This is a genomic window from Stenotrophomonas sp. YJH_SMC_25 (assembly GCF_059369595.1).
The window spans coordinates 32,813-46,488 of record NZ_JCAFSV010000017.1; the positions used below are offsets into that span (position 1 = coordinate 32,813).

Annotated in this window: 10 protein-coding genes and 2 pseudogenes; 9 read left to right on the plus strand and 3 right to left on the minus strand. The window is 59.6% G+C overall.

Annotated elements, in window-relative coordinates; translation table 11 throughout:
- The first annotated feature begins 13 nt into the window (after positions 1-13).
- Positions 14-376 (plus strand): hypothetical protein, encoded by a 363-nt coding sequence (locus tag AC5P7E_RS18555; RefSeq protein ID WP_114619001.1) that lies wholly within the window; start codon positions 14-16, stop codon positions 374-376.
- A 159-nt stretch (positions 377-535) separates the two neighbouring features.
- On the opposite strand, the pseudogene AC5P7E_RS18560 reads toward AC5P7E_RS18555, so the two are convergent.
- Positions 536-1,018, minus strand: a pseudogene (locus AC5P7E_RS18560) (magnesium chelatase subunit ChlI family protein); the annotation flags it as partial.
- 187 nt (positions 1,019-1,205) lie between these two features.
- Between AC5P7E_RS18560 and AC5P7E_RS18565 the strand changes: the two are divergent.
- The 4 genes from AC5P7E_RS18565 (at position 1,206) to AC5P7E_RS18580 (ending at position 8,058) form a co-directional block, all read left to right on the plus strand.
- On the plus strand, positions 1,206-2,513 hold the full coding sequence (locus AC5P7E_RS18565) for a site-specific integrase (protein WP_164166567.1): 1,308 nt from the start codon (positions 1,206-1,208) through the stop codon (positions 2,511-2,513).
- Positions 2,510-6,037 (plus strand): VPA1269 family protein, encoded by a 3,528-nt coding sequence (locus tag AC5P7E_RS18570; protein ID WP_149501095.1) that lies wholly within the window; start codon positions 2,510-2,512, stop codon positions 6,035-6,037. Before AC5P7E_RS18565 ends, AC5P7E_RS18570 begins: the two co-directional genes overlap by 4 nt.
- On the plus strand, positions 6,030-6,728 hold the full coding sequence (locus tag AC5P7E_RS18575) for a hypothetical protein (protein WP_142806936.1): 699 nt from the start codon (positions 6,030-6,032) through the stop codon (positions 6,726-6,728). The genes AC5P7E_RS18570 and AC5P7E_RS18575 overlap by 8 nt, the downstream gene beginning before the upstream one ends.
- A gap of 1,060 nt (positions 6,729-7,788) precedes the next feature.
- Positions 7,789-8,058: a helix-turn-helix domain-containing protein gene (locus AC5P7E_RS18580; RefSeq protein ID WP_032966097.1), complete on the plus strand. Its 270-nt coding sequence runs from the start codon at positions 7,789-7,791 to the stop codon at positions 8,056-8,058.
- Between the two features lie 155 nt (positions 8,059-8,213).
- On the opposite strand, the gene AC5P7E_RS18585 is transcribed toward AC5P7E_RS18580, so the two are convergent.
- A complete protein-coding gene (locus AC5P7E_RS18585) occupies positions 8,214-9,173 on the minus strand; it encodes an NIF family HAD-type phosphatase (protein WP_242877828.1) in 960 nt (319 codons plus the stop codon).
- Between the two features lie 399 nt (positions 9,174-9,572).
- On the opposite strand from AC5P7E_RS18585, the gene AC5P7E_RS18590 reads away from it, so the two are divergent.
- The gene (locus tag AC5P7E_RS18590; RefSeq protein WP_231347569.1) at positions 9,573-10,037 is read left to right on the plus strand and encodes a phosphatase domain-containing protein; all 465 of its coding nucleotides are present in this window, start codon (positions 9,573-9,575) and stop codon (positions 10,035-10,037) included.
- 51 nt (positions 10,038-10,088) lie between these two features.
- Here the strand turns inward: AC5P7E_RS18590 and AC5P7E_RS18595 are convergent, their stop codons facing one another.
- A complete protein-coding gene (locus tag AC5P7E_RS18595; RefSeq protein ID WP_099484980.1) occupies positions 10,089-10,523 on the minus strand; it encodes a MerR family transcriptional regulator in 435 nt (144 codons plus the stop codon).
- Between the two features lie 104 nt (positions 10,524-10,627).
- On the opposite strand from AC5P7E_RS18595, the gene AC5P7E_RS18600 reads away from it, so the two are divergent.
- The 3 genes and pseudogenes from AC5P7E_RS18600 to AC5P7E_RS18610 form a co-directional block, all read left to right on the plus strand.
- Positions 10,628-11,245, plus strand: coding sequence for a cation diffusion facilitator family transporter (locus tag AC5P7E_RS18600; RefSeq protein ID WP_114618997.1), 618 nt, complete (start codon positions 10,628-10,630; stop codon positions 11,243-11,245).
- A 203-nt stretch (positions 11,246-11,448) separates the two neighbouring features.
- Positions 11,449-12,726: a TolC family protein gene (locus tag AC5P7E_RS18605; protein ID WP_114618996.1), complete on the plus strand. Its 1,278-nt coding sequence runs from the start codon at positions 11,449-11,451 to the stop codon at positions 12,724-12,726.
- 137 nt (positions 12,727-12,863) lie between these two features.
- Positions 12,864-13,670, plus strand: a pseudogene (locus AC5P7E_RS18610) (efflux RND transporter periplasmic adaptor subunit); the annotation flags it as partial.
- Between the last annotated feature and the right edge of the window lie 6 nt (positions 13,671-13,676).

Consider the following 13,676-nt stretch of genomic DNA (forward strand, 5'->3'; position numbering starts at 1 on the left):
TCATCCTGTTGGCATGGCACAGCACAACCCGCGAACCCTGCTGTTCGGCATCCGGGGCCCAGGACGGCTCCGGCAGGTGCCGTCCGTGACGCCTGTGATCGACCTGCAGGCCGAGTACCAGTTCTGGCACGTCTACGAGCGCGTGGTCCGTCCGTTGCCCGGTGGGGGGCTGCGGCTGGCCTGGCTGGTGTGCCAGAAGGTTTACCGGGACCGGTGGCAGCACCCGGACGACAGCGACGAGGCGGCGTTGTCGCGGGTGCTGTTTGGCGGGAACATGACGGCTGACCGGGCGTCGGAGCTGGCGGAGCTCCATGCGCTGGTCAGCCGTCGGGTGGCGCTGCTGGCGAAGCGGGGGCGGGTGGATTCCGCGGCGTGATGGCGGGGGCGGCATTAGCGCCGCCAGGCGGCCATGACCCGCTCCTGGTAGAGTCGACTGTTAGTCGACTGCTCTTCGCGTCGGCCCACCAAGATACCGCGCTTCGCGCGCGAGTCGACTAACAGTCGACTCTACCAACGACCACTCGGGACGGTGCTTCTAGGGCTTTCCCCGGTCCAACTGCCGGTAACCAATAGCCTCAGCCAGATGCGCTGTCTGGATCACTTCGCAACCCGCCAGATCAGCAATCGTGCGCGCCACCCGCAGAATCCGGTGCATCGCACGTGCCGAAAGCTGCAGACGCTCGATGGCCTGCTCCAACAGATCCTGATCGGCCTCGCTCAGCTTCGTGCACGCCCGCAGCGCCGCTGGCGGCAGATGCGCATTGAGCGCGCCACGCGCCTGCTGCCGGGCGTGGGCGGCTTCCACCCGTGCGCGTACCGCAGCACTGGGCTCACCCAGCGGCGTGCTCTCCCGCAGCTCCACCGCGTCCATCCGCGTCACGCCGATATGCAGATCGATGCGGTCCAGCAACGGACCGGACACCCGTGCGCGATAGCGGTTGATCCGTTCATCGCTGCACAGGCAGCGGTTGCTGCGATCACCGGCCCAGCCGCACGGGCAGGGATTCATCGCGGCCACTTAGTGGGGGGTTCACTGATGTCATTTAGGGCGAAACGCGAAGCTTGACGAGGGAAGCTGGGAGTCCATAAATTAGGGGTGCTGCTAGCCGAGTCCCCCGGAGATGAGTTCGGAGCCGCTGCCATATCGCCCTTGGCGTATCATCTATATCCCTGTCGTGGAACGACAAGGTGGGTTGTTCCCTTTCTTGTTTCTGAAAAACGGTCTTCCAAGTGCAACAGCGGCTCTATGGGCGCGAGCGCTGAGCTCGGAAAATTGGAGTGACTCAAAGATCGAGGCTCACCTTCGGGCCGTTGGTACGTTCTACGCGTTCTGCCAAATGAAGTGCGGCGGCGAGGCTCCGCTTACCGGTGATCTGTACGTGCTCGTGCAGGAGTATGCCGAGGCTAGATTTCGCGGCACTTGGATTGCCGGTGAAGACCCAACGGGCCTCTACTGGAGGCGGGTCCGAATCTCAACTGTGAGCGAAGAGATCCGGGCGCTGGATCGCTACTCCAGGTTTGTGGCCAAGCTGCACGACTCCCCTGTGTTCAATCCGGACGAGCATGCCCTAGTCAAGGTCGCTCGATTCTATCGGTCTGCCCGCGAAGCTGGCCGGAGCGATGCGCTCGTCCATCTGAGAGGAGTACGCCGACGAAGAAGCAAAGCAGCTCCGACGATAAATCGCAGAATGACCGAGAGTGACAAGGCGGCTATGCGGGCGAAGCATCTCTCGCCGGCGGAAATGATAGAGACGGTAGAGCATGGGGCACGGTCGCCAAGAGACAAGATGTTGTTACTGCTGCTTGGCTATGCGGGACTTCGCATCTCTGAGCCACTGCATCTGTATGTCAATGACGTTGTCGAGTTGTTTCGCGAAACGGGTGCATCGAAGATTCGCCTTGAGCATCCCGAGAATGGGAGTTGCGTGTCGTCGACTACAGAGGATAGGTCTGGCTTCCTCGCAAGGGTGTACAAGCGCCTCCCGCGAAGCCAACTGGGAAGGGGACATCGTGAGTTTGCAGGGTGGAAGGGAATGGTTCTGACCGAAGCTGATTCCGCAAACAGATATGCTTTCTGGCTGGAGGAGAGCATCACGGGCAGGTATTTTCGCCGCTGCCTTGAAGCGTACTTCGATGATCACAAGTCATTGCTCAGGACGGGGCGCCTTCGCCACCCGTATCTCTTTTTCAACACCACGCGTAATGGAGCATTGAACTATGGGCAACCATTGAGTCTTTCGTGCGCACACGAGCTGGTTGATAGAGCGTTCAGGCGTGTAGGGATAAGGGCAGGATCGCACGCATGTCGCCACCACTATGGCTTCTATGCCGCTGACGTACTTCAGATCCCTCAAGAAACGCTGATGAGGATGATGCACCACAGCTCGATTGTCAGCACAGATACCTACTACCATGTCAGCGCCGCTTCTGTCAGGGCGAGGATCTCGGGAACTGACATCCGCAGAATTCCATACGCGAGGCCAGAATTCCCAAGCAGCTGGGGTAAGCCGTGACACAGCTCGATCACGTTACACAGGACATTTCTCAGCTACAGCACTATCGTGGATTGGGCAGCAGTTGCGAGATCGTCTTCAACGCATGTCCGGATAAGTTCGTCGTTACGGGAACGATTTCGCCAATCGAGTGGCGCGATGTCGGTGTAGAGGTTGAGCGTTCGATAGTCCTCAAGCTTACAAGCTCGATGACGGAATTTCGGGAGGATAGGAATGTCATTCGTGCTTTTGACTTCAAGGCATCAGAGGACGGCACGCCTGGTACGCTCCATTACCTGCGCCAAACCTGGTTGTTACGCGCGATTGGTGATCAACTAGAACTGAAGTCGGGCCAGAGTCTCTCCCAGGCGCTAGCGCTTCTCAGCAAAGACGACCAGATCCGACTGTGGCGTCGCATACAGCCGGAAGATCTGGCAGGGGTCCGAGTTGCTTTTCAGGAGGGTCGGATTAAGAAAGTCGACTTGCGTCTGAGCACTGTGTTCAGCTGCGAAGATCCTCTGGCCATGGTGGATCAACTCATCTCTCTCCTTTCCCTGCCGGCAGCGAGAGGTCAGAAGTACTCGGGTATACGGAAAGAGCTGATCGCTGGATCCTCATTCAAGAAGATCGTCCATCTGATCCTGACAACGCTCTGGCGCCGCGGCCTTATTTTTTACTCTCTCGCGATGACAGAGTCCTTGGTTGCAGAGGCTAAAGCTGAGACAGGGCTAACCATCCGTAGCGGTTCTCTGGTACAAGTTCTTCAGGATCCTGATCTTTTCCCGAACGAACTGTTCAGGCGCGTTTGCACCCTTGAAATCAAGGCGCTCGGCAAGCGGGCGGATGCAACTCAGAATCTGTACTTGTCATGGTTTCTCCTTTCGACTAATTGCAGCGACATCGGTGACATATCACCTGAACTGTTGACAGCAACTCGTGATTTCAAGCTCGCGTCCTACAAATGGTGGGAGCTTCTCCGAGTAAGCTTCGAATCGGTGCACGGCTCAGCTAGCTTTCCAGTTCCCCCTCGATCCAGGGTGTTTGGGGAAGTTCGCACTCGGTCACTTGAGTGGGTCCTGCGCGAAGATGCCCGACTCTCTATTTGGACGGAGCTGTATGAGCGGATGTTTGCGTCGGAGTACAAGACGTACACCCCTCAGCAGTACACTGATGCTAGACACTTCTTCCGTTGGCTTATGACTTTGGAGTCGTGGCCATCTCCTCAGGCACTTGACCACAAGCAGGTACGGAATGATGGGCAAGACCGTGATGGCAGTTCATTTCGAGAGTACTTGGATAACTACGTCACAAAGACGACCAGGCAGAAGCCCGGTCCTTTAAGAGCAGCATCCAAGACAGGCGCAATGCGCCAGCTTTACCGCGTAATGGATTTCAACAGGCAAGAGAACTTGGGCGCGATTGCGCTCGATCAGCGATTGATTGGGTCTTTGCGAGTTGATAACCCAGTTGCAGAAGGTGACTGGATTTGGAAGCAGGCCGCCCCACGACGGACTCATCGCTCTGCTGTCGGGACGGACGTGCTGGAGTTCTGCCGAGAACTGCTTCTTGATCGCGATGGCAGCGGTGTCCCAACGTTTGGCTGGCCGCAGTCACAGAGCTCCCTCAGGCGCGACTGGATCGTGGTCGATGGAGCACATAGCGGAAAGTGGCCATATGAACGCAGTCTGCCTGGGGGCCGAATTGAGATATGGCAGCCCACACGTGCGCTTGCGATCTATTTGATGCTTGAGTTGCCACTTCGCGGATTTCAGGTCAGGTGGCTCGACTCTGGTCTGGGCGACGAGTACGTGTGGGATATGCGCGCGGCGAGGCTTGTAGAGAACGATTCGGCGCTCGCTGAAATCTCTAGGAGCTTTGGTGTCTTCCGTCCCCTAACGAATGACGTGCTGTCGGGCAACGATCAGATTGGCATCTACGTCACTACAAACAAGACGCAGATGTGGAATCCCGAAGATTTTCGCGGATTCACTATTCCCTGGCCGGACGCGGAGATTTACTCCATCCTTGATATCCAGCGGGAGTGGTGCAAGGTTGCCGCAACAATTTTTCATACGGAGAAGTTGAGGCTGTCGGATGATGATCTCAACATCAAAGCCAATGTTGTCGACATCCTTCCGGGATTTCACGTGCTGTTTCGAGATGCCTCAAGCTTCGCAGGTGGCAATAGACCAGTATCGTCGGCAAAGATGGAGGCTCTCTGGGTACTGTTGTGCGGGGAAGCTCAGGTCGAATGGAGCAGGAGAGGAACGCCGCTACGGCTTCTCACTCAGAGATCGGGTGGCCGCGCGGACGCGAAGAGGGCCATTCACGACCTTCACTCCCTCCGAGTCTCGGGGATTACATCGCTGTATCTAAAGGGCGTTCCGGTAGAGATCATCAGCAAGTACATAGCGGGTCATGCATCGATCGCGATGACACTGCACTATGAGGCATCAGATCCCCGGGAGATACGCCGCAGGCTACATGCCTATCAGCATCGTTCTGAGTCGAACTCTGGGCGGGACGATGCCCGCCAGCTGATGGAGCGTCTCGAGTCAGGCGAATCGCTCTCTCCCGAGCTTCTTAAGGAGGTATTCGGTCAGGACGCATTCACGCGGCTTCTCATGTCAAACGACTTCCTGACCGAAAGCCAAGTCGGGATAGAGGCGGCTAAGCATGTGTCAGGAAGCTGGGTTTGGTATGGGGATGGAATCTGCCCCGGCGCTAAGTGCAGCGAGGGTGATGAGCTGGGAGGACCGGTAAAGGGCGGAGCCAGGAGCTGTGGGAACTGCAAGTTCTTTTTGACCGGAACCGCGTTCCTGTACGGGCAGGCTCACCGCTGCAATGAGCTCATGTACGATCTTCGCCGTCTCGGCCTGGAGCGCGAAAATTGCTACGCGATGAAGCGTCAGGCTGCTGTTGGATCGAAGGCGTACGTGAATGCTCAAGCTAGAATCGAGGAAATAGATGCGAACATCGAGCCGAAGCTTTCTGACTGGTGGGCACGGTATCAGCTTCTTCAGAAGAGCATTGCAGCTACGGAACGAATCGCTCCTCAAGGAGGAGCTCAGGCTCTGACGAGTGACGCGCCTCGCGAAGATTTTCAGGTTTCGGCGACTGTGACGAATCATGTCCAGCTTTTGAAGGAGTTGTCGCAGAGTTCAGATATCCTCAACGCTGGACAGGAGAACATGGGGCCTGTCTTGGAGCTCAACTCCATCATCAACGTGGTGCTCTCCAAATGTGGCATCGATCCCTTCTTGCTTGGCGTTCCGGACAGTGTTGGACGCGCGACAACCACCGTGGTTGCCGAGGCGATGCAGAATCTCTTCCGGATGCACTATAACTGCACGGACACAGACGCCTACAGACGGATTCAGAACGTCTATGAATCCGTTGACGCAATGGTTGACCCTGTACTCGCGGCGAGTTTGGCGAGCGTCGCAGATGCGTTCAAGCCAATGCTACAAGCTGGTGCATCGTCTGCAGTGACGTGGGATGAAGATGTCGGTGAGAGACTGCTAGGGAAGAAGGCGCATGACTGACCAAGTCGAAGATCAATGGGAAAGCTCAGAACTTCTGTATGAATACATCTGCACTAAACCCGGGATTGACGTTCGGCTGAAAAAGTCAATTGACCGAATTAGGTCAGTCTGTAATGAGATCGCAGAAGAGGCACGTCGTCACAAGAAGCTTGGCGGAACATTCAAGCGCTCTCCGATCTTCATTGCGGAGGTTGGAAGGCGTTGCACGGAAACGTTTGGCGGACCGTCAGCTGCGTCGATCGTTCGCAACCGTTCCAAGGAGCCACTCAAGGCTATCTACATTGAGCTAAGGTCCGAGGAGCTTAGGCTAGATCTGCGGATGCCAGCCACTGCTGATCCCTCGCGTTCAGACGACACGGCAGTTGCCGCATACGTACGGTCGCTGGAGCAAAGGCTCAGCGTGAGCGAGCAGATGGTGATTGGTCTTTCACAGACACTGCGTGGCCTTAGGCCAGTCTCGCTCCAGCAGGCGCTCATCTCCGGGACGCGAGAAGGAGATTCCCTTGACTTGGTCGCTGGAGCGCAGGAGAGGCCATCCGACACCGAAGTATCCGAGTTGATACAGAAGTTATTGGACGAGCGCCATCTCAGTCGGTTCGGTCTTCGGTTAGATCGCTCTGTCTTCAACAGCGCCACTGGGGAGGAACTGCTCTCACCCGAGGATGTCTCTACCCTTCAGCGTCTGAGGTAGATCGCTGCTTCTCAACCACGCGCTGATCGGCTGGCGGGAGCTCTGACCCACGACGTGTGGGGTCTTCGGTGCCGCGCGGCCCGCCTCCGCCTTCGGCTGTGCGCTAGGCCAAGCCAGCAGGCGCATGCTGGAACGTTTTAGCGACGAGAACTTGCGGCATGTGTAAGACGTATCGCGGAAGGGCAAAGCGTCCAGTAGTCACTGTCCGATCCCAAGAGGCTCCCTAGCGCAACCTCAATAGCTATAGGTCTGCGCCAGTCGGCGTTGGGCAAGAAGGAGAACTCCCTCGGGCCGAGTCTTGCTTCTTGCTCCCGTCGCTGAAGCCATCGCGATCTGATCTGCATCTCTTTACAAAGTGCTTGCATGGCGGCCTCTTCGTTCATCTCAGTCTGCAACATGACACTAGCTGCCACACGCATCCCCGACCATGCGACATATCGCCGTCTGCCCGAGCTGAGGTTGAACCATGGGCTCTCCTGCATTGCGATGACTCCGTTTGCTCGCTCAGGACTTATTCGGTGCCGTCGCAGAAGGTTCGCCAAGTATGCGGATATCTCGTCGTTGACAAGCCGCCCCCACAGAGCGACGCGAGCTTCCGTATGGGCCGGCCCTTGCCAGCCATTCAGTGCAACTGCCAGCGCATTGCGAAGGTTTGGGAGAGCCTCCCACGCCGGAGAGTATGTCCAGGCGAAAGGGTGGTAAAGGGACCTTCGAGTGGATGGTGAATCGCTGGTCTCGGTCAGCAGTACTCCCGCCGCCTGGAGGTTTCGCAGCAAACTCCACACAGGCCCGTCATCTGAGGCGACCGGGGCATTTCTTGTAACAGAGTCTTCGAGTGCACACCACAGGCACGAGTAGTACGGTCCAAGGGACGCGACCAGTGAGGCCACGTCTGGCCTTGCAGTCGATAGGGTCAGTTGATCAAGTCCATGGCGCACTCAGTTCCAAGGGCTCCCACCAGTGAGCGATCTTACCCACCAGCCAGTTGCACTGTCTACATGATTTTCATGTAACTCGGCACTGGGCCATAGATTGCTGTCCGCTTCCTCGAGCGGGCGGAATGGCAACCAAGACGATCTACCAAGAAGCATACCGGCGTCTCGTAGAGCAGCTTCGGGCGAGACGGGAGGCTATGGGAATTAGCCAAGTATCGCTTGCCTCGCACTTGGATTGGCCGCAGCAAACTATCTCTTCCATTGAGGCCGGTGCCCGGAGATTGGACTTGCTCGAGTACCTCAGGCTCACCTCGGCCCTTGGCATGAGTGCTGCAGAGGCAAGCTCGCTTTTGATGTCAGAGTGGAGGGCGATGCGCGTCCCTCCAATTCGCTAAGGCGCGATGGCCAACGCCCGGTTATCAGGGGCGAACTGCTCCTTCTGTTGCTGGTGGTCAGTTGATCACTATTACGATTCCGGCGTAACGCTTGCCATTGATCGGTCTCCAAGCTGCGATTTGGGTGCATTGAGCGAAGTCGATTGACGGGGACGCTATGAGTCCTCTTGCCCGAACTCGGTACGGGCCGCCCGCAGCACGCGAGCTGGATCAGAGGTCAGGGCTTCGGCAGGTGGCATGCCGTTGAGCAGAGCGTGCGGTGAGAGAAACCACTCTGCCTCACTCCATCCGGTGCTGCGAAATAGCCCGTCCGGCTCGATCTCGAAATGATCGAGTGCACGCAGTACTGACAGGATTTCTGCCAAATATTCAACGGGTTCGCCATTCTCACCAAACTGCCAGTCTGGGTAGCGATAGCCGGGCACAGGCTTCGTTACATAGACCCCGAGTAGCTGGCCGGCTCTGCGCAGCTGACCGGCTAGGCCGCTACCACTGGTCAATGACGGGCCGAGCTGTGAACTGACTTCGGCGGCGCTATGCCACTGTGCGGCAAGTTCATCTCGCCTGACGGCGGCGTCGGACAGGATCTTCTGGGCCGATGAGCAGGCGTCGGAACGCCGTGGTGCGCCCGTTGCTTCTGCCTGTGGCTTTAGCTGTTCTTGGAGAGATGCTTCAGTGAAATTGCCGGTTGCGTGGATGCGATCGAGCAGGAGTCGAAGCGCGATCGCTAATCCCTCGTCCTCTGACGGGTAGGGAGACGCAAACAGAGGTATCTGAACCCACAGATGCTCCTGTCCTGGGTGTACATAGGGGCGATGATCATCAAGCAGCAAGGCCGCGCCTAATTTTGGTGTGGCTAGTCGTAGATCCTTCGTGCTGCCCGTCCATTGGATGTATTCAAGGCTCGCGAACCACGGAGGCGCGCTTCCTTCACGAACCAACAAATCGGCAATGCTGCGAAAGCGCTCTTCCGGTACAGTCGTAAACATCATGAGCTGACTGAAGTGCGATCGGACGTCCTCCAAGAACCGACAGAGGCCGGGTCTTGGAATCTGGCTTATCGCATTGGAAATGAGTGTCCCTTCGAGGTCCAATGCCAGAATGCTCGGCTTCATGTGTTGTCTCTAGCGAGGAGCGTGTGTACACCTTGCTCCTGGACACTCTCGCTGTCCAACACGTGAGCCTACTGGTACACATGCAGCGTGAGCCTACTGGTACGCATGTAGCGTGAGCCTACTGGTACTTGTTGCCTGCAACTGACAAAAGGATCACCTTTGCTGTGCTGCTCGGCAGGGCGGCACCACTAGGTCGGCTGGAATGTTTAGCTCAAGGATCGGCATAGGAGGCATGGGTGGTCGCCGCTGCGCTGTGGCTCTCTTAGTTGCCGCGATGAGGGATCGACAATGTTCAGAACTAGTCACACACATCCTCTGCATATCGCCACGATCGCTGTCGGAGTCAGTGGCGGCGCAGTAGGTGTAACTTTCGCGCCAGGGAAGTTTCAGAAGGCCGCGATGACGGGGCCATGGAGTCGTGACATTGACGTGGATCTTTGCGCGATTCGCCAGTGGGGCGCGGGGTACTTGATCTCCCTGATTGAGCCATGGGAGTTCGATGAGCTTAGGATTGCCGCGCTGCCAAAGCGGGCGATGGCGCAGGGAATCAAATGGTACGGACTTCCAATCGTAGACGGCGCAGCGCCGAACAGTTCTTTCTTGGAGGCATGGCGCGAGCTGGGTCCAGCACTCAGTCGTGAATTGTTGCGCGGAAGCCGCGCAGTTGTTCATTGTAAGGGCGGGCTAGGACGAGCTGGCACCGTAGCGTGCTTGTTGCTTCTAGAAACAGGCACGGCTGCCACAGGTGAGCAGGCCATGAGCATGGTTCGTCAGGTCAGGACGGGTGCGATCGAGACGCGTGAGCAGGAGGACTTCATACGCGCCTGGAGTCCAGGTCCGGGCAGCCAAGCTACAGGCAACTGACACCGTCGACCGGTCGGACTGCGAAAGGCATAGGTTTTGGACCACGGGCGCCTAGGTAGCGCTCTTGCTCGATTCCTTACGTAGGGAGTCCTCGGAAGCCGGCCGGCGCAGCGTCGACAGGATGGTGCACTCAGCTCGCTGTCCGCCGTGACAACTGGCGATTACCCGTTCCAGCTCGTTGGCCATACGTTGCAAGTCTGCCATCCGGGCGCGAATGTCGGACAAGTGGCTGCGGGCCAGACGATCCACATCCACGCACGACAGGCCCTCGTCGCCGGCCAGCTGCAGCAGGCTACGGACCTCTTCCAGGCTGAAACCCAAGTCCCGACCGCGGGCAATGAAGCGCAGGCGCTCAATGTCCGGCAATCCGTAGACCCGGTAACCATTGCCTGATCGTCCCGGCCTCGGGAGCAAGCCGATGCGCTCGTAGTAGCGGATTGTCTCCAGATGGCACCCGCTGGCGGCGGCGGCGTCACTGATTTTCATTCGTAGTAGGCTTGACTCCGTAGTAGCTACGGACTTTACCCTCATGGACCCTGCCATGCCAGCGGACCGCGCCGGCCCGGCTCCCCTGCGATGGAGAAGATCCGATGAGTGATTGCGGCTGCCACCACGAGGCAAAGAACGCGCAGGAACGGCGCGTGCTGTGGATCGCTCTGGCACTGAACGCTGCAATGGCGGTGATTGGCGGCATTGCCGGCTGGATCGCCCATTCCACCGGCTTGCTTGCCGACGCACTGGACATGCTCTCCGACGCCACGGCCTACGCCATTGGGTTGGTCGCTATCGGTCGGACGGCGCGCTTCAAGGCCAACGCTGCTTGGGTTAGCGGTAGCGTGCTGCTGATTCTGGGCGTTGGCGTGCTGGTCGAGGTCGGCCGCCGCGTACTCCACGGGGCTGAACCGGTAAGCGGGTGGATGATCGGTACGGCTCTATTGTCGCTAGTGGTCAATCTCGCGGTCCTTCGCATGCTGGCGCCACTGAAGTCTGGCGAAGTACATCTGCGGGCAACGTGGCTTTTCACCCGAGCCGATGTGGTAGCCAACGTGGGCGTGATCCTGGCTGGCCTACTGGTGTGGTGGCTGGCCAGTCCATATCCAGATTTCGTAATCGGTGCCTTTATCGGCCTCTACGTGATGAAGGAAGCCTTTGAAATATTGGGCGACGCGCGCCGGGCACGCGCCGACGCGCGCAAGACCCCTGCATGACCGCGGGCGGCCAGCTGGGATTTTCCCTGCGCTGATTGCTGCTGGCGAAATTGGCTGTCGGCCGGGATTTGCCTGAAATCGAGGCCGAAACGCGTACAGATGCGTATGAGCATCAGGTCGCGCCCTTTCGACCGCCAATTGCCGGGTGACGCATGTAGGCGCAGGCCGATCCCTGTGATCTCAAGAACCTTCGGAGTACTTCCATGTCTGTGCGATGGGCGGCCTTGGCCGCGTTGCTGTTAACGGGCGCAGTAGCGATGCCTGCGGTGGCGGCCGAATTGATGACCTTGGACGATGCCTTTGCACGCGTAGCCCAAACCCATCCGGAGCTGCGTCTGGTCGATGCGCGAGCCACTGTCCTCGCTGCCGAGCGAGATAAGGCGATGCAGCGTCCACCGTGGACGCTCGGTGCCGAGGTCGAAAACGCGCTGGGCACCGGCGCGGCCGGTGGCTTGGACAGCGCCGAGTTGACCTTGAGCCTGAGTTCGGTGCTGGAGCGCGGCGGCAAGCTCGAAGCCCGCCGTACCTTGGCACAAAGCCGGATTGATGCGCTGGCCGTGCAGCGCGAGACCGGGCGCCTGGACTTGCTAGCCGAGACGGCGCAGCGCTATTTGGCTGTCGTTGGTGCCGACCGGCAACGAAGCCTAGCGGACATCGATGTTGGCCAGCGCCAGCGAACCGTGGTCGCCGCCAGGCAGCGCCTGCAGGCCGGCGCCTCACCCGAGTCGGTGCTGCTCACCGCGCAGGCAGCGCTTGCGCGGGCCGAGCTGAAGCGTGATCGGGCCGAGCAACAGCGACTCGCTGCTCGTCAGCATCTGGCTGCTTTGTGGGGCGAACGTACTCCCACCTTCGAAGTGGTCCCGGCCGATCCGATGGCCCTGCCGGCGATCGCCTCCATGCAGACGCTGGCCGATGAGTTGGAACGGACTCCGGAATTGGCGCAGTTTGCCGACGCCCGCCGGATCGCGCAGGCACGCCTGCAGCTGGCGCGTTCAGCGGCCTCACCGGACCTGTCCTGGCAGCTCGGAGTGCGTCGACTACAGGAGACCGATGACACCGCGCTGGTCGCCAGCTTATCCATGCCGCTGGGCAGCCGCAGCCGCGCACAGCCAGAGATTCGAGCCGGCGAAGCCGAGCTGCAGGTCCTGACGATCGAGCGCGAGGCCAAGGGCCTGTCGCTGTACTCCACGCTGGTCGAAGCCCATGGCCGCTACACCGTGGCACAGGCCGAGGTGGCGCGCCTGCACGACGACGTGTTGCCGAAGCTGGCCCGAGCCGAGCAGGCCGCTGAGCGTGCCTATCGTGCTGGGGCGATCAGTTACCTGGAATGGGCACAGTTGCAGTCCGAACGCACCGCCATGGCCCAGCAACAGCTGGACGTCGCCTTGGATGCGCAGCGCGCCCTGATCGAAATTCAACGACTGACCGGCCAGGCCCTTGTCACGCCGCCGGCTGCCGCTTCCACTGGAGAGACCCCATGAATCGCTTTTCCTGGACCGCACTGGGCATGGCTCTGATGCTGGCGGCCTGCAACGCGTCGACCCCCAACGAAGCATCCGAAGGAGGCCACGCCGCTGAGGGCGAAGAGCACGGCGAGCACGAGGAAGCGCCGCTGGAAACCGAGATCTCGGCCAAAGCTGCGCAGGCGGCGGGAATCCAGGTCGCGCCGGCTGGACCCGGTGAGATTGCCGATGAGCATGAGGTGCAGGGGCTGTTGACCCCAATCGATGGGCGCATCGCGCAGGTCACTGCACGCTTCCCCGGACCGGTCCGTTCCGTGCGAGTGGGCGTGGGTGACCAGGTACGCACCGGCCAGGTGCTCGCGACAGTGGAGAGCAACCTCAGCCTGACCACCTACACCGTTACCGCGCCGATCAATGGCGTGGTCATGGCGCGTACGGCCGCCGTGGGCATGTCGGCGCCTGAGGGCGCCCCGCTGTTCGAGGTAGCCGACCTGTCCACGCTGTGGGTGGACCTGCACATCTTCGGCGCCGACGCCCAGCACATCGGTGCCGGCGTGCCGGTGACGGTCACCCGCTTGAGTGATGGCGTCACGGCGCAGACCACATTGGAGCGCGTCCTGCCCGGCACCGCCACTGCCAGCCAAAGCACTATTGCCCGCGCAACCGTAGCTAACACCGATGGGCTGTGGCGGCCGGGTTCAGCGGTCAAGGCGCGGGTCACCGTGGATCGCCAATCGGCGTCGCTGGTGGTTCCGATCACCGCCCTGCAGACCGCACAGGACCAGGACGTTGTCTACGTGCAGCAGGGCGAGACGTACCACACCCGGCCGATCAAGCTGGGGCGCCGTGACGTCGAACGCGCCGAAGTGCTGGAAGGGCTCAAGGCGGGTGAACGAGTGGTGGTGGCCCAAAGCTTCCTGATCAAGGCCGACATCGAAAAATCCACTGTGGAAGAGGAATGAGGCCCG